Genomic DNA, 20,431 nt, shown 5'->3' on the forward strand with positions numbered 1-20,431 from the left:
AGGCCGATGTCGCTGCTCGCCAGATTCAGCCTCGCCAACCGAGGGCTGGTCGCCCTCATCGCGGTGGTGACCACGGCGTTCGGAGCGTTCGCCGTGCCGTCGCTGAAGCAGCAACTGCTGCCGTCGCTCGAGTTCCCGGCCGCGTTCATCGTGGCCGCCTACCCCGGCGCCGGACCCGAGATCGTCGAGTCGCAGGTGACCGAGCCGATCGAGAACGCCCTGCAGGGCATTCCGGGGCTGGACAAGGTCACCTCCACGTCCCGCGAGGGTTCGGCCACCGTCCAGGTCGAGTACGAGTTCGGCACCGACCTGGACGACGTGGTCAACAAGATGCAGACCGCGCTGAGCCGGATCGACGCCCAGTTGCCGGACAGCGTCGACCCGCAGGTCATCGCGGGCAGCACCGACGACCTGCCGGCGGTGGTGCTGGCCGCGGCCGGCGGCGCGGACGAGCGGGCGCTCGCCGAGAAGCTGCGCGCGACGGTGGTGCCGGAGCTGGAGGGCATCGAGGGCGTTCGTACGGTCGAGGTGACCGGCACCCGCGACGACGTCGTGGTGGTCACCCCGGACCCGGCCAAGCTGGCCGCGGCGAAGCTCGCGCCGACCGCGATCGGCACCGCCCTGAAGACCAACGGCGTCTCCATCCCGGCCGGCGCGGTGACCTCGGGGGGTCTGGCCCTGCCCGTGCAGGTCGGAACGCCGGTCGCCACCGTGGACGACCTGCGCGGCATCGTCGTCGCGCCCGGCGCGTCGCCGGTGCGCCTCGGTGACGTGGCGACGGTCGAGCAGCAGCTCGCCCCGGCCACCGCGATCACCCGGACCAACGGCAAGGACAGCCTCGGTATCGCCGTCACCGCTTCGCCGGACGGCAACGCGGTGGCGATCTCCCACGAGATCCGCGACCGGCTGGCCGACCTGAAGGACGCCTCCGGCGCGGACCTGACGGTGGTGTTCGACCAGGCGCCGTTCGTGGAGAAGTCGATCGAGTCGTTGACCACCGAGGGCCTGCTGGGCCTGCTGATGGCGGTCATCGTCATCCTGGTCTTCCTGCTGTCGGTGCGCTCGACCGTGGTCACCGCGGTCTCCATCCCGCTCTCCGTGCTGGTGGCGCTGATCGCCCTCTGGATCGGCGACTACTCGCTCAACCTGCTCACCCTCGGCGCGCTGACCATCGCGGTGGGCCGGGTGGTGGATGACTCGATTGTCGTGCTGGAAAACATCAAACGGCATCTGGAGTACGGCGAGGAGAAGCAGCACGCGATCATCACCGGCGTCCGTGAGGTGGCCGGCGCGGTGACCGCGTCCACCCTCACCACGGTCGCGGTGTTCGCCCCGATCGCGCTGGTCGGCGGGTTCGTGGGGCAGCTCTTCGCGCCGTTCGCGATCACCGTGACGGTGGCCCTGCTCGCCTCGCTGCTGGTCTCGCTGACGGTGATCCCGGTGCTGGCGTACTGGTTCCTCAAGCCGCGTGGCGGCACCGTCGACGACGAGGCGGTGCGTCGTGACGCGGAGGAGAAGGAGCTGCACAACCCGTTGCAGCGGGCGTACCTGCCGGTGATCGGCTTCGCCACCCGTAAGCGGTCGACCCGCTGGATCACCGTCGGGCTCGGCCTGCTGGTGCTCTTCGCCACCTTCGGGCTGGCGCAGAAGCTGGAGACGAACTTCCTGGACGACTCCGGCCAGGACACGCTCAGCTTCCGGCAGGAGCTGCCGGCGGGCAGCGGTCTGGCCGCCACCGACGCGGCGGCCAAGCAGGTCGAGGCGGTCCTCGGCCGGATCGACGGAGTCGAGACGTACCAGGTGACGGCCGGCGGCGGCGACACGCCGTGGGCGGGTGGCGGCGGTAACAACGTCGCGAGCTGGTCATTGGCGCTCGGCGGCGACAAGGACGCCAAGCAGGTACGCGAGGAGCTGCGCCGGGAGTTCGACAAGCTCGGCACCAGCGTGGGCGAGGTCAGCTTCGGCGGTGGCCAGGACGCGTCGACCAGTCAGCTCGAGGTGATCGTCCAGGCCAGCGACCCGGAGGTGCTGACCCGCGCCGCCGAGGCGGCCCGTACGGCGATGGACGACGTCCCGGACGTCGAGGACGTCACCACGAGCCTCGCCGCGCGGGTGCCGCGGGTGGACGTGACCGTCGACCGGGTCGCTGCCGGTCGGGTCGGCCTCACCGAGGCCGCCGTGGGTCAGCTCGTGTCGCAGGCGTTCCGTGGCGCTCCGCTGGGTCAGGTGGCGCTCGACGGGCGTCAGCAGGACGTGGTGCTGCGGTTGAGCGCGACCGCTCCGGTCTCGGTGGAGGAGCTGCGCGCCCTTCCGGTCGGGCCGGTGAAGCTCGACGACATCGCGGACGTCACGCAGGCCGAGGGGCCGCAGCAGGTGACCCGGATCGACGGTGAGCGCAGTGTCTCGGTGACCGGCGCGGCGACCGGGTCCAACCTGGGCGCGACCACGAAGGAGCTGCAGAAGCGGCTCGACGGCATCGACGTCCCGGGAGCGACCCTCACCATCGGTGGAGTCAGCGCCGACCAGTCGGACGCGTTCGGCGACCTGGGCCTGGCGGTGCTCGTCGCCATCGCGATCGTGTTCCTGATCATGGTGGCCACGTTCCGCAGCCTCACCCAGGCGTTGATCCTGCTGATCTCCATCCCGTTCGCGTCCACCGGCGCGATCGGTCTGCTGCTGATCACCGGTACGCCGCTCGGCGTGCCGGCGTTGATCGGTGTGCTGATGCTGGTCGGCATCGTGGTGACCAACGCGATCGTGCTGCTCGACCTGATCAACCAGTACCGGGCGCGGGGCATGGGAGTCCAGGAGGCGGTGGTCGAGGGTGGCCGGCGTCGGCTGCGACCGATCCTGATGACCGCGGTCGCGACGATCTTCGCGCTGCTACCGATGGCCTTCGGGTTGACCGGTGAGGGTGGGTTCATCTCGCAGCCGCTGGCGGTCGTGGTGATCGGTGGCCTGCTCAGCTCGACGCTGCTGACGCTGGTCCTGGTGCCGACGCTCTACTCGATGGTGGAGCACACCAAGGAGTCGCTGCGGGAGCGGCGTCATCGGCGGCGCTCCGGCGACGCCGTGCCGAGCGGGTCGGAGAACGTCGAGCCGGACGGTCCGAACCAGGTGGCGGTGCCGACGGGCGCCCCGGCCGCGTCGGCCGAGAGCGCGCAGCCGTCGGCGACGCGCCCCGCGCCGTCCGGTGCGCTGGTGGACGGCACGGACCAGTTCGAGGTGCTGCGGTTGCCCCGCAGCCGCCGGTCGCCGCTACCCCCGTCGGAGCCGACCGAGTAGCCGACCGACATCGCGGGCAGCGCCCCCGGCAGGATCTCCTGTCGGGGGCGCTGCTCTTTGTGCCCACATCGATCGAACGACCTGACCGCAGCCTTGCGTCACTTCTTGCATACTCCTGGTAGATGTCGGCGGTGACGAGTGGGGCAGGCGGATGACCGAGGGCGCGCGCGGGTGGTCCCGGCGCGACCTGCTGCGCCGAAGCGCCCTGGTGGTGACCGGAGCGGCCGCCGGGGCGGGCGTCACGGACGTCTGGTTGACCCACCGGCGGCTGCCTCTTGCCGGCGGCCCGGCCAGCGCCACCGTCGGCAACGGGGCGCAGGACGTCGGCGCCGGCGTCCTGCCGGTCGTCTGGTCGGGGTCGACCACCCAGCGGCTGGTCGCGCTCACCTTCGACGACGGCCCGGCGCCACAGTGGACGCCCATGGTGCTGGACACCCTCGCCCAGCACCGGGTGCCCGCCACGTTCTTCCTGGTCGGCAGCCAGGTCCGTAAGCACCCCGACCTCGTACGCGACCGGCTCGGCGAGCACGAGGTGGGCAATCACAGCTGGGCGCACCGGGACCTCGCCCAGTTGGACGCCGCAGAGGCGTACGACGACCTGAGTCGCACCCACGACGTGATCACCGACGTGACGGGCCGGGCCCCCCGCCTGGTCCGTCCGCCGTACGGTCACCTGGGCGGTGCGGTGCTGCACGCGGCCGCCCGGTTGAACTACCGGCTGGTGCTCTGGTCGTTGCAGATGGTGGAGCGGGAGTTTCCCGACGATCCGGCCGGTCATGCCCGCCGGATCGTGGACGGCGTCCGGCCCGGGACGATCCTGCTCGGGCACGACGTCGGTCAGCGGCGGCGGCTGGTCGCGCTGCGCGGCCTCCCCGACATGATTCGCGGACTCCGGGAGCGCGGATACACCTTCGTCACCGTCTCGTCGCTGCTGGGAGCGGGTGTAGCCCCGACGCCCACCGGGTAGGGTGCCGGTCCGTGGCGTCCACCCTTTCGGTCCTTACCGGCAATCGGAGCTTCCGCAATCTCTTCCTCGCCGAGCTGGTGGTCTTCGGGGCCGACTGGTTCGTCATGGTGCCGCTGCTGGTGCTGCTGCCCCACCTGACGGGAAGCGGCGTCTGGGGCGCCCTGGTGCTGGCGGTGGACACCGGCATCGTGGCGCTGCTGCTGCCGTACACCGGCACCATCGCCGACCGGTTCGACCGGCGCAAGATCATGATTGTCGCGAACGTGGCCGCGCTGGCCGGTGTGTTGCTGCTGCTCGGTGTCCGTGACCGTGGCACGGCCTGGTTGGCGCTGGTGGCGATCGGGGCCGTCGCGGTCGCCAAGGCGTTCTACTCGCCGGCCGCGCAGGCGGCGCTGCCCAACGTTCTGGAGCCGCACGAGCTGGCCGCCGGCAACGCCGTGGCCGGTTCGGCCTGGGGCACCATGACGGTGGTGGGCGCCTCACTGGGTGGAGTGCTCAGCTCGGCCGCCGGCCCGTACGCCTGCTTCTGGGTGGCGGCGGCGGGCCTGGCGCTGGCCGCGGGCCTCGCCACGCGGATCCGCCGGCCGTTGCAGGTGGCCCGCGACCCGTTGTTGCCGGCGCAGCGGACCTGGTCGGCGGTCCGCGAGGCGCTCGGCTACATCGGGCACCGACCTCGGGTGCTGGCGCTGGTGACGGTCAAGTCGGCGGTCGGCCTGGGCAACGGGGTGCTGACCGTGTTTCCGCTGCTCGCCAGCGTGTACGGGGTTGGTTCGCTGGGCGCGGGTCTGCTCTTCGCGGTACGCGGCGCGGGGGCGTTGGTCGGGCCCATCCTGATGCGTCGGGTGTTGACCAACCGGTCCTGGCTGCTGCCCGGCCTCGCGCTGTCCATGTCGCTCTACGGGCTGTCCTATGTGGGCGCTTCCGTCGTCCGCTGGTTCCCGCTGGTGCTGCTGTTGGTGTTCGTGGCGCACTTCGCCGGCGGCAGTAACTGGGTGATGTCGAACTTCGCCCTCCAGGGTGAGGTGCCGGACCGGCTGCGCGGACGCGTGTTCGCCACCGACATGATGCTCGCGACACTGGCCATCTCGGTGAGTCAACTGGCGGTGGCCCTGGTCGTGGACGTGGTGGACGAGCGGGTGGTGCTGGCCGGCTGCGGGCTGGTCACCGTCGTGTACGCGGTCGGCTGGCGGATCGCCACCCGGCGTCTCTCGTTGACCGACCCGGCCGCCGAGCCCGTCTCCGACGCCGCCGGCTGACACCCGGCCGGTCCCACGGTGCGGGCGAGCGGCCGGATCGTCGGTGTCGGGCCCTAGCATGAGCGCGTGCCGACGAACTTCACCGCCGGGCCGGTCCGGGTCCGGGTTCCCGCGACGAGTGCCAACCTCGGTCCGGGCTTCGACGCGCTGGGGCTCGCCCTCGGACTCTACGACGACCTGGCCGCCGAGGTGTCGTCCGGCGGGGTCCAGGTGACGGTGACCGGTCAGGGTGCCGGTGAGCTGCCGGCCGACGATCAGCACCTGGTGGTGCGGGCCATGCGTGCCACCTTCGACGTCCTCGGCGCGCAGCCCACGGGCCTGAGCGTGGAGTGCGTCAACCGGATACCGCAGGCGCGCGGCCTCGGCTCGTCGTCGGCTGCCATCGTGGCCGGGGTTCTGCTGGCCCGTGTCCTGGTCGCCGACGGCGTGGAGCGGCTTGACGAGCCGGCTCTCCTCCGGCTGGCCGCCGAGATCGAGGGCCATCCGGACAATGTCGCGCCGTGCCTGCTCGGCGGCTTCACGCTGGCCTGGACCGAGACGGCCGGCGCTCGTGCGGTGTCCCTGCCGGTCGCCGACGCCGTACGACCCACTGTCTTCGTGCCCTCCGAGCGCGGCCTGACCGCGACCGCGCGGGCGGCCCTGCCGGCCACCGTGCCCCACGCCGACGCCGCGTTGACCGCGGGACGGGCGGCGTTGCTGGTGCACGCGCTCACCACGGATCCGGCGCTGCTGATGCCGGCCACCGTCGACCGGCTGCACCAGGATTACCGCGCGGCCGGGATGCCGGGCACGTTGTCGCTGGTCAGCGCGCTGCGAGAGGCGGGTGTGGCGGCTGTGGTCTCCGGGGCCGGGCCGAGCGTGCTGGCGCTCGGCGAGCCGCCAGCGGGCTTCGACGCGGGAACAGACTGGCAGATTTGGAAGTTACCGATAGACGTCAGCGGCGCCCGGGTCGCCCGGGGTAGACTTGGACACGCCGAGCGGGACCCTGTTGCCGCAGGTCGGAAGAGTTGATTACGCTCTAGACCTAGCACAGCCGCGAAGCACGCGATCTCCTGCGGGGCGGCGCACCCCCGAAGCTCTCGGCGGTCAGCCCGTCACCCCTGCCAAGGCCCACGCCGCACCGCAGTTTCCACAGGTCGCCGCAGACGGCGAGACCTACCCACCGACGTTTGGTGGGTCGGGAAACCACCGGCTGCTGTGTCACAGACTCCCGCGACGCGTCCTTGCGAGGCGGGTGAACCGAGGCCGCCCGGCCACCTGAGCTCCGACTCCGGGCAGTCCCGGCCTTATCGAGGGAAGGAATCCATTGAGCGACACCACCGACGTGACGTCGGATGTTTCCAACGTCGCTGGCGATGCCACCGCTGCCGCTCCCGCCCGTCGTCGGCGCAGCGGTACCGGTCTGTCGGCGATGCTGCTGCCAGAGCTGCAGAGCCTGGCCGCGTCGCTCGGCATCTCCGGCACTGCTCGCATGCGCAAGGGTGAGCTGATCGCCGCGATCTCCGAGCGGCAGGGCGGCAACGCCGCCGGAACCCCTCGACCGCGGGCCGAGGTCGCCGCGGCGGCCGCTCCGGCGCGTGAGGAGGTGCGGGAGACCGTGGACCGCCCGACGGCCGAGGGTCGCAGCACCGACCAGGCGCCGGCCGAGCCGGCCACCGAGACCGAGAGCCGCAGTCGTTCGCGGCGCAGCCGGACCGCTGCCGCGGAGGCCCGTACCTCCGAGGTCGGCACCTCCGAGCCGCGTGGCGCCGAGGCGCGCACCGACGAGGTCGAGAGCGGCGAGCGTTCCGAGCGTGGCGAGAACCGCCGTGACCGGGTCGAGCGCAACGACCGCTCCGACCGGGGCGAGCGTGCCGAGCGCAACGACCGTGCCGACCGTACCGAGCGCAACGACCGGGGCGAGCGTGCCGAGCGGAGCGACCGTAACGATCGGGGCGAGCGTGCTGAGCGGGGCGACCGTGCTGAGCGGGGCGAGCGGGCCGAGCGCAACGATCGGGGCGAGCGCTCCGAGCGGGGTGAGCGTGCCGAGCGCAACGACCGCAGCGACCGTGCCGAGCGGGGCGAGCGCAACGACCGCAACGATCGGGGCGACCGCAACGACCGTTCGGAGCGCGCCGACCGCAACGACCGTGGTCAGCGCGTCGAGCGCGACAGCGACGACGAGGACGGCGAGGGCGGCGGTCGGCGTGGCCGGCGCAGCCGCTTCCGGGACCGTCGGCGTGGTCGTGGCGAGCGCGGCGAGACCGGCGGGGACACCGGCGGCGGCCGTGAGCCGCAGGTCGGCGAGGACGAGGTGCTCGTCCCCGTGGCCGGCATCATCGACGTGCTCGACAACTACGCCTTCGTACGGACGACCGGCTACCTGGCCGGCCCGAACGACGTGTACGTCTCGATGTCCCAGATCAAGAAGTACGGCCTGCGTCGCGGTGACGCGATCACCGGCGCCGTGCGGGCGGCCCGCGAGGGCGGCAACAGCGGCGACCAGCGGCGGGACAAGTACAACCCGCTGATGCGGCTGGACACGATCAACGGGATGGAGCCGGAGGAGGCGCGGCGTCGGCCCGAGTTCTACAAGCTCACGCCGCTCTACCCGCAGGAGCGCCTGCGGCTGGAGACCGAGCCGCACATCCTGACCACCCGGGTCATCGACCTGGTCATGCCGATCGGCAAGGGCCAGCGGGCGCTCATCCAGTCTCCGCCCAAGGCGGGTAAGACGATGGTGCTGCAGGCGATCGCCAACGCGATCACCCGCAACAACCCGGAGTGCCACCTCATGGTGGTGCTGGTCGACGAGCGGCCCGAAGAGGTCACCGACATGCAGCGGTCGATCAAGGGCGAGGTCATCGCGGCCACGTTCGACCGTCCGCCGCAGGACCACACCACGGTGGCGGAGCTGGCCATCGAGCGGGCCAAGCGTCTGGTCGAGCTGGGGCACGACGTCGTCGTGCTGCTCGACTCGGTGACCCGGCTCGGTCGGTCGTACAACCTGGCGGCGCCGGCCAGCGGCCGGATCATGTCGGGTGGTATCGACTCCACCGCGCTCTACCCGCCGAAGCGTTTCCTCGGCGCGGCCCGCAACATCGAGAACGGCGGCTCCCTGACCATCATCGCCACGGCGCTGGTGGAGACCGGTTCGATGGCGGACACGGTCATCTTCGAGGAGTTCAAGGGCACCGGTAACGCGGAGCTGAAGCTGGACCGGAAGATCGCCGACAAGCGGACCTTCCCGGCCATCGATATCAACCCGTCCGGCACCCGTAAGGAAGAGGTCCTGCTCGCGCCCGAGGAGCTGGCCATCATCCACAAGCTCCGCAAGGTGCTGCACTCGCTGGACTCGCAGGCGGCGATGGACCTGCTGCTGGACCGCCTCAAGCAGTCCCGCACCAACATCGAGTTCCTGATGCAGATCGCGAAGTCGACGCCGGGGGAGTGATCCCGCACCGGTGACCGACGACGAAGGGGGTACGGCCGCGGCCGTACCCCCTTCGGCATGACCGGCCCGTCCGCCGTCGCGTACCCCGGGTGGGGCACGACGGCCCCGGACGAATGCCTGCCCGGACGGCGGGAATGCGGACAGGTAGGCCCGTGTTGACGATGCCGGACGAGGTGTGCGGCCCGCTTACCGGGTCGGCCCAGGCCCATGGCACACTGGTCAATCGGCCACACCGGTTCCGGTTCACGCCCGAGCCCGTCGCGTACGGCGCGACGAGTGATGACGGCGACCCGGCGACCACCAACGAGAGGACCGAGGCGAGATGAAGGCAAACATCCACCCGGAGTACACGACCACCGAGGTCAGCTGCTCCTGCGGTAACACGTTCACGACCCGCAGCACCGCCAAGGGCGGCGCGATCCACGTCGAGACCTGCAGCGCCTGCCACCCGTTCTACACCGGTAAGCAGCGCGTTCTCGACACCGCCGGCCGGGTCGCGAAGTTCCAGCAGAAGTACGCCAAGGTTCAGGCCAAGAAGGCCAAGTAACTCCCCGTTCGGCGCCCGTGTCCGGTTTTGTACCGGACACGGGCGCCGTCCGCGTTTCGCCCGCCAACACCCTTGGCCCTCCCGGTGCCGCATCCTCGAAGGAGCATCCGCAGCATGAGCAGCGAGCGTCTGGCCGGACTCCTCGACGAGTACGCGGAGCTGGAGAAGCGGCTGGCCGACCCGGCCATCCACGCCGACCAGGCCACCGCGCGCCGGGTGGGTCGCCGGTACGCCGCGCTGGTGCCGCTGCACAAGGCCGCCGGCGAGCTGGAGCAGGCTCGCGCCGACCTGGCCGCGGCCCGCGAGCTGGCCGACGAGGACCCGTCCTTCGCCGCCGAGGCGGACTCCATCGCGGCGTCCCTGCCGGCCCTGGAGGAGCGCCTCGCCGAGTTGCTCATCCCGCGCGACCCGCACGACGCCAAGGACGTGATCGTCGAGATCAAGGCCGGTGAGGGCGGCGAGGAGTCGGCGCTGTTCGCCGGCGACCTGCTGCGGATGTACACCCGGTACGCCGAGCGGCACGGGTGGATCACCGAGGTGATCGACGCGCAGGATTCCGACCTCGGCGGGGTCAAGGACGTCTCGTTGTCGATCAAGACCAAGGGTGTGCCGGACGGCGGCAACGGTGTCTGGTCGCGGCTCAAGTGGGAGGGCGGCGTGCACCGGGTGCAGCGCGTCCCGGTGACCGAGTCGCAGGGCCGGATCCACACCAGCGCGGCCGGGGTGCTGGTGCTGCCGGAGGCCGAGGACGTCGACGTCACCATCGACCAGAACGACCTGCGTATCGACGTGTTCCGCTCGTCCGGCCCGGGCGGTCAGTCGGTGAACACGACCGACTCGGCGGTACGGATCACGCATGTGCCGACCGGCATCGTCGTGTCCTGCCAGAACGAGAAGTCCCAGTTGCAGAACCGGGAGCAGGCGATGCGGATCCTGCGGGCCCGGCTGCTCGCCGCCGCCCAGGAGCAGGCCGACGCCGCCGCTTCGGACGCCCGCAAGGCGCAGGTACGCACCGTGGACCGCTCGGAGCGCATCCGCACCTACAACTTCCCGCAGAACCGGATCACCGACCACCGGATCGGCTACACCGCGTACAACCTGGACCTGGCTCTCGCCGGTGACCTCGACGGCGTCCTGGACGCCCTGGCCGAGGCCGACCGCGCCGCCCGCCTGGCCGGCGACACAGAACTAACCCGCCGCTAACCCCCCCCGCCCCGCCCCGCCCGCTCCCGTCGATCATGGAGTCGTGGTGGGGAGATTGTCCCGTGGTGGGGCTTTAGCGGGGCACCACAAGTCCTTGATCGACCCCGAGAGAGGGGGAGTGGTCAGCTCGCGCGGGGGCGGGATTTCGCGCGTAGCATCTCCCGGTCGGCCTGCTCGAAGGCGACGCTGAGCGCGTCGCGCAGCCCGCTACCGCCGGAGACCTCGGCGAAGCCGATGCTCACCCCGACCGGGGTGCCGGGTACCAGCGACTCCCAGTCCTCGTTGCGTACCGCCGCCTCGATCCGGCGGGCCACCTCGGTGGCCTCGATCATGCCCGTGTCCGGGAGCACCACGACGAACTCGTCGCCGCCGTAGCGGGCCACGAAGTCTCCCCGGCGCATCACCCGGTTGATCACCCCGGCGATGCGTTGCAGCACCAGGTCACCGGAGTGGTGGCCGTGCCGGGTGTTGACCGCCTTGAAGCCGTCCAGGTCGCAGACGCCGATGACGACCCGCTCGCCCCGGGTGACGACGGCAGTGATGTACCGCTCCAGGCGACGCCGGTTGGGCAGGCCGGTGAGCGGGTCGGTCAACGCCTCACCCTCGTACCGTGCCGCCTCGCGACGCATCTCCTCGTGGTCGATCCGGGCGGCGATGCCGTCGATGTAGACGTCGCGCAGCCGGTCGTTGCGTTGGGCGGCGAGCCGGAACGCCAGCCGGTCCGCCCGGTGGGCCGCGGAATGGTCGCCGGCGCGGGCGAGCGCGATGCTGCGCAGCCGGGCCGGCTCGGCCGCCCCGAGCGTCTCGGTGGACACCCGGATGGTGTCCAGTCGGGCGACCGCCTCGATGGGCCGACCGTCCGCGACGGCCAGGCAGACCATGCCGAGTTGCCGCAGGTCCCGCGCGCGGGCGCTGTCACCGCCGTGGGTGAGCAGCCGGGACGGGCCGGCGTCGCCGGTCGGTTCCAGGGTGTCGCCGAGCGCGGCCTGCCGTGCCGCCGAGTACCCGTACGCGGCGAGGCTGCTGGGACGGAGCCGCCCGGCCCGCCCGCTCTGGACGAACTGGGCCAGGTCGGTCGCCACGTCCCGCAGCACGCGCAGGCAACCGTCGCTGTCACCGTTGTGGTCGAGCGCCACGGCGTTGCGCAGCCGGATGCCCGGCGCGGCGAACGTCTCCTCCGGGATCCCGGCGGTCAACCCGAGCTGCCGTGCGCGTTCGATCGCGCCCAGGGCGTACCCGTGGAAGCTGAGGTAGCTGTAGGCCATCGCCAGGTCGTGCCAGCCCCAGGCGGTGTCCCGGTCCGGGTCGTCCACGGCGTTCAGGGCCCGCGCTGCCTTGACGAGGTGGGTGACGCAGCGGTCCAGCGCGCCCTGGTGGTGGGCGGCGAGCGCGGCCAGCGCGTTGAGGTGCCCGTGCAGGTAGGGCTCGGCGAGGTCGCGGACGGCCGCCGACGCCTCCTCGATGGCCCGGGTGAACTCCGCCGTCCGACCGAGATTGATCAAGGCGGAGAGACGCTGGACCATGGCGTCCGCGCGGGCCGCCGGGTCCGACGTGGTGCGGATCACACGCTCCAGAAGGGTGTACGACTCCGCGGAGCGACTTGCTTCCTGCAAAGCGCGGGCGTGCGAGAGAGTGTCAACCTGGTCATGGACCCGGTCGAGCCAGCCCACCCACAACCTCCTGTCGTGTGCGCCTCGACGCACCCGTTCATGGCGTCGCCTCGCGACGCCCCATGATTATCGTGTGACCACTCTGCCGCAACACCCCCCCGAAGGGACAGGCCGCACCCGTCCGTCCGCCGCGGTGGCGCGGGCGGCCCGCGTACTCGCCGCGGCCGGCGTAGGCCCGGCGCGCGTGGAGGCCGAACTGCTGACGGCGTACGTGCTGGACGTGCCCCGGGGTCGGCTGGCCCTCGCCGACGATCTGGACGACGCCCAACTGGCCCGCCTGGACGAGCTGGTCGGGCGTCGCGCCGGCCGGGAGCCGTTGCAGCACCTGACCGGTCGGGCGGGTTTCCGGCACCTGGAACTGGCGGTCGGTCCGGGTGTCTTCGTGCCCCGGCCGGAGACGGAATTGCTGGCCGGGTGGGGTGTCGAGCAGGGCCGGGGCAGATCCGAGCCGCTGGTGGTGGACCTGTGCAGCGGCACCGGCGCGATCGCGTTGGCGGTGGCGCAGGAGCTGCCCGGGGCGCGGGTGGTCGCGGTGGAGCGGTCCTCGGCGGCGCTGGCGTGGTTACGCCGCAACGCGGCCGAGCGGGCCGCGGCGGGGGACCGGCCGATCGAGGTGGTCGAGGCCGACGTGACCGCGCCCGACCTGCTCACCGACCTGGTGGGTCGGGTGGACGTGCTGCTCTGCAATCCGCCGTACGTGCCGGTCGACGTGGTGGTGCCGCCGGAGGTGGCCGGGCACGATCCGGCGGAGGCGGTCTTCGGGGGCGTCGATGGTCTGGCGGTGATCCGACCGGTGATCGACCGGGCGGCGGCGCTGCTGCGACCCGGGGGCGTGATCGGGGTCGAGCACGACGACACGCACGGCGTGGCGGTGCCAGAGTTGTTCGCCCACGACGGCCGGTTCGACGCCGTCACGGAGCATCCGGACCTCACCGGCCGCCCCCGGTACGCCACCGCGTCCCGACGGGCGGACGGCCAGCACACCGTGCCCGGGCGGGCGTGGCAGACTGACTCCTCGTGATGCTCTACGACTGCCGATCGCCCGCCGATCGGGACCGCGGCATCGCTGCGGCCATCGAGGCGGTCAAGAACGGCGAACTGGTCGTCCTTCCGACGGACACCGTCTACGGGATCGGCGCGGACGCGTTCACGCCGTACGCGGTCAAGGCGCTGCTGGACGCGAAGGGCCGGGGTCGGCAGATGCCCCCGCCGGTGCTGATCGGTTCGCGGCACACCCTGGACGGCCTGGTCTTCTCGCTGCCCTCGGCGGCGCGGGACTTGGTGGAGGCGTTCTGGCCGGGTGCGCTGACGATCGTGGTCGAGCACTCGCCGAGCCTGCAGTGGGACCTGGGCGACAAGACCGGCACCGTCGCGGTGCGGATGCCGCTGCACCCGGTGGCCCTGGAGGTGCTGCGCGAGACCGGCCCGATGGCGGTCTCCTCGGCCAACAAGACGGGCCAGCCGGCGGCGGTGACCGCCGAGGAGGCGCGCGACCAGCTCAGCTACTCGGTGCGTGCGTACCTGGAGGCCGGGCCCTGCCCGGATCCGGTGCCGAGCACGATCGTCGACCTGACCGGCGAGGTGCCGCAGTTGCTGCGGGCCGGGGCGATCCCGCTGGAGAAGCTGCGCGACGTCGTACCGGATCTCCTCGACGTCCACCAGGGGGCCTGAGTGCCCCCGTTCACCGTCCTGCACGTCTGCATGGGCAACATCTGCCGCTCACCGATGGCCGAGCGACTGCTGGCCCTCGCGGCACGGGAGCGGTTGGTGCGGCGTTCGCAGGATCCGGCCGGCGTCGAGGAGCTGCTGCACAGCCACAGCGCCGGCACCGGCGGCTGGCACGCGGGCGAGGAGATGAACCCGCCGGCGGCGCGGCAGGTCATCGACCGTGGCGGTGACGTCGACGGGTTCGCGGCGCGCAAGCTGCGCTCGGACCACATCGACGCCGCCGACCTGGTCCTGACGGCGACGGCCGACCAGCAGGAGTACGTGGTGGCGCTCCGTCCGGACGCGGCGGCCCGTACCTTCGTGCTGGGTGAGTTCGGCCGGCTGCTGGCCGCGGTGGACGTCACCGCGCTGCCGGCGGCCGAGGCGACCCCGGAGGCGGTGTACGCGCGGGGCGTGGCCCTGGTGGCGGCGGCGCACGACAACCGGCTGGGCGCCTCGGCGCTGCCCACCGACGATCTCGACGATCCCTGGGGTCGCGGCGACCAGTGTTTCACCCGGGTCGCGGACGAGATCGAGGAGACGGTCCACCCGCTGGCCGCCGCGCTGCTGCCCTGAGCGCGGTGCGAGCCGCTGGCCGGCGCGCTGCTGCCCTGAGCGCGGTGCGAGTTTCCTCCGGGTTTGGGGAAAACCAGGGGCGAAAGGGGCGTTCCGGGTCATTCTGAACGGGTCCTAGCGTGACCGGCTCCTGCGGGGAGAGCTGATGATCCGGGCCCGACTCGACAAACTGCTGACCGTGGTGATCGCCGGCGTGCTGGCCGGACTGGTGCTGGCCGGGGCCGCCCTGCCCGCCGCCCTGGTCTTCGGGATCGGCTTCAGCGCCCTGTCCACGCCGTACTCGGAGCTGCCCAACACGCTCCGCACGCCGCCTACCGCGCAGCGCTCCAACCTCTACGCCAACGACGGCACCACCCTGATCACCTCCTTCTACCAGGAGGACCGGGTGGAGGTCCCGCTGCGCGAGGTCGCCCCGGTGATGCGCCAGGCCATCGTGGCCGCCGAGGACGTCCGGTTCTACCAGCACAGCGGGGTGGACCTGCGCGGTGTGGTGCGCGCCTTCACGGTGAACAAGCGCGACGGTAAGACCCGGCAGGGCGCCTCCACCCTGACCATGCAGTACGTCCGCAACGTGCTCAGCAGCGATCCCCGGCTGACCGAGCGGCAGCGCCAGGCGGCCACCGAGCTCACCACCGCCCGCAAGCTCCAGGAGATGCGGTACGCGCTGGCGCTGGAGCGGGAGCTCAGCAAGGAGGACATCCTCACCCGCTACCTCAACATCGCCTACTTCGGGGCCGGGGCGTACGGGATCGGTGCGGCCAGCAAGCGCTACTTCTCGGTCTCGCCGGCTGAGTTGACCCTGCCCCAGGCCGCGCTGTTGGCTGGTCTGGTCCGGTCGCCGGACAGTGACGACCCGATCAACGGGGATGCCGACAGCGCCCTGCACCGCCGGACGTACGTGTTGGAGCGCCTGGTCGAGACGGATCAGGTCCCCGCCGACGCGGCGGCGGCGGCACAGGCCGAGCCGCTGCAGCTGCGGCCCAGCGAGACGCCGAACGACTGCACGGGGGTGCCCGACGGGCATTCGGACTGGGGTTTCTTCTGCGACTGGTTCACCCGCTGGTGGAGCAGCCAGTCGGCGTTCGGGTCGAGCGCCGACGAGCGACAGCGCACGCTGCGCCGGGGCGGGTTCTCCATCGTCTCGTCGCTGGATCCGGCCGTGCAGCAGGCCACCACCGAGCAGGTCCTGCGCATCTACCGGCCCACCGAGGCGCGGGCGGTACCCACCGCCGTGGTGCAGCCCGGCACCGGCCGGGTGCTGGCGATGTCGGTGAACCGCAACTACAGCGTCGAGGACAACCCGGTCGGACAGAAGAACTATCCGAACACGGTCAACCAGCTCGTGGCCGGTGGTGGGGCCATCGACGGGTATCAGGCCGGTTCGACGTTCAAGCTCTTCACCATGCTGGCCGCGCTGGAATCCGGCATGCCGCTGTCGACCGAGTTCACGGCGCCGACGCAACTGCTCACCCGCTTCCCGGCGACCGGTGCGGGTAGCTGTGACGGCCGCTGGTGCCCGGCGAACGCCAGTCCGTCGGCGATGGACGGCCCCCGCACGATGTGGACCGGGTTCGGCCGGTCGGTGAACACCTACTTCGCCTGGCTGACCGAGCGGGTCGGCGCCGACCGGGTGGTCGAGATGGCCGAGCGGCTGGGCATCGTGCTGCGGGCCGACTCCGACGAGCGGCTGGCCCGCTACGGCGCGAAGGACTGGGGCCCGTTCACCCTGGGTGTCGCCGCGACGACCCCGCTGGACCTGGCCACGGCGTACGCCACGGTGGCCGCGGAGGGGACGTGGTGCGCGCCGCTGCCGGTGGTCTCGATCAACGACTCGGCCGGCCGGCCGGTGGATGCCGCCAAGCCGGACTGTCGGCAGGTACTCGACACCGACGTGGCCCGGGCGGCGGCGGACGCGGCCCGCTGCCCGGTGGGCGACCAGTCGATGTACGGGCGGTGCGACGGCGCCACGGCTCCCGATCTGCGATCCCGGCTGGGCCGCCCGGTGGCCGGCAAGACCGGCAGTTCCGAGCGGTACGAGACGGAGACGGTGGTGGCCTTCACCCCGCAGTTGGTGGTCGCCTCGATGGCGGCCAACCCGGACGACCCGCGCGACGCGGTCGGTCAGGCCGTGCAGGCCCGGATGGTGACCGGGGTGGGCGAGGTCCTCTCCCGTGCCCTGCGCGACCAGCCGGTACGCGACTTCGTCCCGCCAAGCGAACGGGCCGCCTTCCAGGTCACCGCCGCCCGAACCACAAACTGACCCCGCCCCGCCCCGCCCCGCCGACTCCGTTCGCGCCGATCTTGCAGTTTCTGCGGGGATTTAGGGTGCCAAAGCCGCAAATCGACAACACAAAGTGCAAGATCGGCGTGGGCGGCGTGGGCGGCGTGGGCGCGTGGGCGCGTGGGCGCGTGGGCGCGTGGGCGGCGTGGGCGGGGTGGGGGTGGGGGTGGGTTAGGGGGATTGTTCGGCGTTGCGGGCTATGTTGCGGGCCATTCCGCCGAAGATCACGGCGTGGAACGGGGTCACCGAACTCCAGTAGGCGTGACCGCCGAGGCCGCGAGGGAGGAAGACGGCACGTTGCTGGTAGCGGCTGTGGCCGTTCTCGGCCGGCAGTGCCCGCATCTCCAGCCAGGCGCGGCCGGGCAGCCGCATCTCCGCGCGCAGCCGCAACAACTCGCCCGGAATGATCTCCTCGACCCGCCAGAAGTCCAGCGCCTCGCCGACCTGGAGGCGGTGCGGGTCGCGCCGGCCCCGGCGCAGCCCCACACCACCGACCAGCCGGTCCAGCCAGCCGCGTACCGACCAGGCGAGGGGGAACGAGTACCAGCCGTGCTCGCCGCCCACGCCCTCGATGACCCGCCAGAGCGCGGCCGGCGACGCGTCCACCGCCCGTTCCCGTACGTCCGTGTACACCGTTCCGCCGGACCAGTCCGGGTCGCTGGGCAGCGGCTCGGCGGGCGCGTCGGTGCCGCTCGCGGTGGACCAGCGCGTCTCCACCTGGGCGTCGCGCACCTTGGCCAGCGCCAACCGTACGGCGTCGTCGAAGCCGGTGAGGCCGCCGGGCGGATCGGGCACGTACCGGGCGATGTCGTGTTCGTGGGCCACGGCCTCGTGGATCAGGCTCTCCACCAGCGGCCGGGCGATCTTGTTCGGTACCGGGGTGATGAGGCCGACCCAGTGCGACGAGAGCGACGGGGTGAGGGGCCGGACCGGCACGATGACCCGTCGTCGTAACCCGGCCACCCGGGCGTAGCGGTCCATCATGTCGCGGAAGGTCAGCACGTCCGGTCCGCCGATGTCGAAGCCGCGGTTGACCTCGGGCGGCAGGGTGGCGCAGCCGGCCAGGTAGCGCAGCACGTCGCGGACCGCGATCGGCTGGATCCGGTTGCGGACCCACCGTGGCGTGACCATGGCGGGCAGCCGCTCGGTCAGGTATCGCAGCATCTCGAACGACGCCGAGCCGGAGCCGATGATCACTGCGGCGCGGAGCACCGCCGTGGGCACGCCGCTGGCGAGCAGGATCCGGCCCACTTCGGCCCGGGACCGCAGGTGCGGCGACGGGACCTCCGCGTCGGCCGCCGGCTCCGGACCACCGAGGTAGACGATCCGGCGTACGCCGGCCGCGCGGGCCGCCGCCGCGAAGTTCGTCGCCGCCGTCCGGTCGGCCGCCTCGAAGTCCGCCCGGCCGAGCGAGTGCACCAGGAAGTACGCGACGTCCACGTCGGCGAAGGCGGCGGGCAGTGTCTCCGGCCGGCTCAGGTCACCCTCGACGATCTCGGCCGCCGCCGCCCACGGAACATCGCGCAGGCGTACGGCCTTGCGGGCGAGGCAGCGCACGGTGTGCCCGTCGGCGAGTAGCAGCGGCGTCAGTCGCCCGCCGATGTATCCGGTGGCTCCGGTGACGAGGCATCTCACGGGTCCCAGTGTGCGGCCCCGGAGGGCCCGTCGCACAGGAACTGGCCGGCCGCCCTGGTGCGACAGGCCCTAGACTCGTTCGCTGTGGAGACCGAGACGAGCACCTTCTGGGGGCCGGATTTCGCCCAGCTCAGGGCCACCGATCCGGAGATCGCCGGGGTGGTCCTCGGTGAGCTGGACCGGTTGCGGGGTGGCCTGCAACTGATCGCGAGCGAGAACCTGACCTCGCCGGCGGTGCTGGCCGCGCTCGGCTCGACGTTGACCAACAAGTACGCCGAGGGGTACCCGGGTCGGCGCTACTACGGCGGCTGCGCCGAGGTGGACCGGGCCGAGGAGATCGGCATCGCCCGGGCCAAGGAGCTGTTCGGGGCCGAGCACGCCAACCTCCAGCCGCACTCCGGGGCGAGCGCCAACCTGGCCGCGTACGCCGCGCTGGTGCAGCCGGGGGACACGGTGCTGGCGATGGACCTGCCGCACGGCGGGCACCTCACCCACGGCAGCCGGGTGAACTTCTCCGGCAAGTGGTTCCACCCGGTGGGCTACCCGGTCCGGCCGGACACCGAGCTGATCGACTACGACGAGGTACGCGATCTGGCCCGCGCGCACCGGCCCAAGCTGATCATCTGTGGGGCCACCGCGTACCCCCGGCTGATCGACTTCGCCCGGTTCCGGGAGATCGCCGACGAGGTCGGGGCGTACCTGATGGTGGACGCCGCGCACTTCATCGGCCTGGTGGCCGGTCGGGCCATCCCGTCGCCGGTGCCGTACGCCGACGTCGTCTGCGCCACCACCCACAAGGTGCTGCGCGGCCCCCGGGGCGGCATGATCCTCTGCCGCGAGTCGCTGGCCCAGCGGATCGACAAGGCGGTCTTCCCGTTCACCCAGGGCGGCCCGCTGATGCACGCGGTCGCGGCCAAGGCGGTCGCGCTGCGTGAGGCGGCCCAGCCCGAGTTCCAGACGTACGCCGCCCAGGTGGTGCGCAACGCGCAGGCGCTCGCCGCCGGGCTGGCCGACGAGGGCATGCGCCCGGTGTCCGGTGGCACCGACACCCACCTCGCGCTGATCGACCTGCGGGAGCTGGGGGTGACCGGCGCGGAGGCCGAGGCCCGCTGCGACGCCGCCTCGATCACCCTGAACAAGAACGCCATTCCGTACGATCCGCAGCCGCCGTTGGTGGCCTCGGGTATCCGGGTGGGCACGCCGAGCGTCACCACGCAGGGCCTGCGCGAGGGTGAGCTGCGGCAGGTGGCCGCCCTGATCGCCCGCGCGGTACGCACGAACCCGGGTGAACCGGGTGGCGCCGACGCGCTGAGCACGATCGGCGCCGAGGTGGCCGAACTGGTCGCGGCTTTCCCGGCGTACCCCCGTGGCTGAGCCCGGGGTGGTCGAGCCCGCGAGCGACGGGCGGTGGCGGCTGCGGCACCTGCCGGTGCTGCTGGCCGCGTCGGCGGCGCTGGCCGTGGTCGCGGCCGTGGTGGGCGGGGTGACCGGTGGCGCGACGGGCGCGCTCGGCGCGGCGGCCGGGGTGGGCGTGACGGTGCTCAGCTACACCCTCACGACGGTGGTGCTGGCGCGGGCCGACCAGGTCAACCCGCAGTTGCTGCTGCCGCTCGGGCTGGGGCTGTACGTGCTGAAGTTCACCCTGTTGGGTGTCGTCCTGGTGGCGGTGGCGTCGACCGGTTGGGCGGGGTTGGTCCCGCTCTGCCTCGGCATCGTCGCCGGGGTGGCAGTGTGGACAGCGGCGCACCTCTGGTGGCTGACCACGGTGCACGCCCGCCGCTCCGGCTGACCTGGTCGTCGACACGGGTGTCCCACCTAGCGGACGCGCGGCAATGTGTCGGCCTCCGGTCATTTTCCGACGGGCGGAAGGG

General features: G+C 72.2%; 15 protein-coding genes. 13 read left to right on the forward strand and 2 right to left on the reverse strand.

All coding sequences use genetic code 11. The features are described 5' to 3' along the window. The first annotated feature begins 6 nt into the window (after positions 1 to 6). The 7 genes from AB0I89_RS30805 (at position 7) to prfA (ending at position 10,691) form a co-directional block, all read left to right on the forward strand. Entirely contained in the window at positions 7 to 3,285 is a 3,279-nt protein-coding gene (locus tag AB0I89_RS30805; RefSeq protein ID WP_357133928.1) for an efflux RND transporter permease subunit, read from the forward strand. 151 nt (positions 3,286 to 3,436) lie between these two features. Then, positions 3,437 to 4,252, forward strand: a complete 816-nt coding sequence (locus tag AB0I89_RS30810; protein ID WP_357133931.1) for a polysaccharide deacetylase family protein — start codon at positions 3,437 to 3,439, stop codon at positions 4,250 to 4,252. An 11-nt stretch (positions 4,253 to 4,263) separates the two neighbouring features. Then, positions 4,264 to 5,508 (forward strand): MFS transporter, encoded by a 1,245-nt coding sequence (locus AB0I89_RS30815; protein WP_357133934.1) that lies wholly within the window; start codon positions 4,264 to 4,266, stop codon positions 5,506 to 5,508. 66 nt (positions 5,509 to 5,574) lie between these two features. Further along, positions 5,575 to 6,519 (forward strand): homoserine kinase, encoded by a 945-nt coding sequence (gene thrB / locus AB0I89_RS30820; RefSeq protein WP_357133937.1) that lies wholly within the window; start codon positions 5,575 to 5,577, stop codon positions 6,517 to 6,519. Positions 6,520 to 6,814: 295 nt separating this feature from the next. Continuing rightward, complete coding sequence (gene rho, locus AB0I89_RS30825; RefSeq protein ID WP_357133940.1) at positions 6,815 to 8,941, forward strand: transcription termination factor Rho; 2,127 nt, start codon at positions 6,815 to 6,817, stop codon at positions 8,939 to 8,941. Positions 8,942 to 9,263: 322 nt separating this feature from the next. After that, on the forward strand, positions 9,264 to 9,488 hold the full coding sequence (rpmE, locus tag AB0I89_RS30830) for a 50S ribosomal protein L31 (RefSeq protein ID WP_088987870.1): 225 nt from the start codon (positions 9,264 to 9,266) through the stop codon (positions 9,486 to 9,488). 114 nt (positions 9,489 to 9,602) lie between these two features. After that, the gene (prfA, locus tag AB0I89_RS30835) at positions 9,603 to 10,691 is read left to right on the forward strand and encodes a peptide chain release factor 1 (protein WP_357133945.1); all 1,089 of its coding nucleotides are present in this window, start codon (positions 9,603 to 9,605) and stop codon (positions 10,689 to 10,691) included. Positions 10,692 to 10,813: 122 nt separating this feature from the next. Here the strand turns inward: prfA and AB0I89_RS30840 are convergent, their stop codons facing one another. Beyond that, positions 10,814 to 12,361, reverse strand: a complete 1,548-nt coding sequence (locus tag AB0I89_RS30840; RefSeq protein ID WP_357133948.1) for a GGDEF domain-containing protein — start codon at positions 12,359 to 12,361, stop codon at positions 10,814 to 10,816. Between the two features lie 73 nt (positions 12,362 to 12,434). Between AB0I89_RS30840 and prmC the strand changes: the two genes are divergently transcribed. The 4 genes from prmC to AB0I89_RS30860 all read left to right on the forward strand — a co-directional run bounded on the left by prmC (position 12,435) and on the right by AB0I89_RS30860 (position 16,904). After that, on the forward strand, positions 12,435 to 13,382 hold the full coding sequence (gene prmC, locus AB0I89_RS30845) for a peptide chain release factor N(5)-glutamine methyltransferase (protein WP_357133951.1): 948 nt from the start codon (positions 12,435 to 12,437) through the stop codon (positions 13,380 to 13,382). Then, the gene (locus AB0I89_RS30850) at positions 13,382 to 14,032 is read left to right on the forward strand and encodes an L-threonylcarbamoyladenylate synthase (protein WP_355052883.1); all 651 of its coding nucleotides are present in this window, start codon (positions 13,382 to 13,384) and stop codon (positions 14,030 to 14,032) included. Before prmC ends, AB0I89_RS30850 begins: the two co-directional genes overlap by 1 nt. Next, on the forward strand, positions 14,033 to 14,644 hold the full coding sequence (locus tag AB0I89_RS30855) for a phosphotyrosine protein phosphatase (protein WP_357133954.1): 612 nt from the start codon (positions 14,033 to 14,035) through the stop codon (positions 14,642 to 14,644). It begins immediately after the preceding gene. 145 nt (positions 14,645 to 14,789) lie between these two features. Further along, positions 14,790 to 16,904, forward strand: a complete 2,115-nt coding sequence (locus AB0I89_RS30860; RefSeq protein ID WP_357133958.1) for a transglycosylase domain-containing protein — start codon at positions 14,790 to 14,792, stop codon at positions 16,902 to 16,904. A gap of 192 nt (positions 16,905 to 17,096) precedes the next feature. Here AB0I89_RS30860 and AB0I89_RS30865 read toward each other — a convergent pair whose 3' ends face one another. Next, positions 17,097 to 18,560: an SDR family oxidoreductase gene (locus AB0I89_RS30865; RefSeq protein ID WP_357133961.1), complete on the reverse strand. Its 1,464-nt coding sequence runs from the start codon at positions 18,558 to 18,560 to the stop codon at positions 17,097 to 17,099. Between the two features lie 84 nt (positions 18,561 to 18,644). Here AB0I89_RS30865 and glyA point away from each other — a divergent pair, with 84 nt between their 5' ends. Together glyA and AB0I89_RS30875 are read left to right on the forward strand one after the other, a co-directional pair. After that, a complete protein-coding gene (glyA, locus tag AB0I89_RS30870; RefSeq protein ID WP_357133964.1) occupies positions 18,645 to 19,934 on the forward strand; it encodes a serine hydroxymethyltransferase in 1,290 nt (429 codons plus the stop codon). Continuing rightward, a complete protein-coding gene (locus AB0I89_RS30875; RefSeq protein WP_357133967.1) occupies positions 19,927 to 20,349 on the forward strand; it encodes a hypothetical protein in 423 nt (140 codons plus the stop codon). Before glyA ends, AB0I89_RS30875 begins: the two co-directional genes overlap by 8 nt. Positions 20,350 to 20,431: the final 82 nt, after the last annotated feature.

The sequence above is a fragment of the Micromonospora sp. NPDC049801 genome (genome assembly GCF_040656575.1).
Taxonomy (GTDB): Bacteria; Actinomycetota; Actinomycetes; order Mycobacteriales; family Micromonosporaceae; genus Micromonospora.

What these genes read in the sequence shown, in the direction of transcription:
- AB0I89_RS30805 (WP_357133928.1), top strand. Translation starts at nt 7, where the DNA reads ATGTCGCTGCTCGCCAGATTCAGCCTCGCCAACCGAGGGCTGGTCGCC.
- AB0I89_RS30810 (WP_357133931.1), top strand. Translation starts at nt 3,437, where the DNA reads ATGACCGAGGGCGCGCGCGGGTGGTCCCGGCGCGACCTGCTGCGCCGA.
- rpmE (WP_088987870.1), top strand. Translation starts at nt 9,264, where the DNA reads ATGAAGGCAAACATCCACCCGGAGTACACGACCACCGAGGTCAGCTGC.
- prfA (WP_357133945.1), top strand. Translation starts at nt 9,603, where the DNA reads ATGAGCAGCGAGCGTCTGGCCGGACTCCTCGACGAGTACGCGGAGCTG.
- AB0I89_RS30850 (WP_355052883.1), top strand. Translation starts at nt 13,382, where the DNA reads ATGCTCTACGACTGCCGATCGCCCGCCGATCGGGACCGCGGCATCGCT.
- AB0I89_RS30860 (WP_357133958.1), top strand. Translation starts at nt 14,790, where the DNA reads ATGATCCGGGCCCGACTCGACAAACTGCTGACCGTGGTGATCGCCGGC.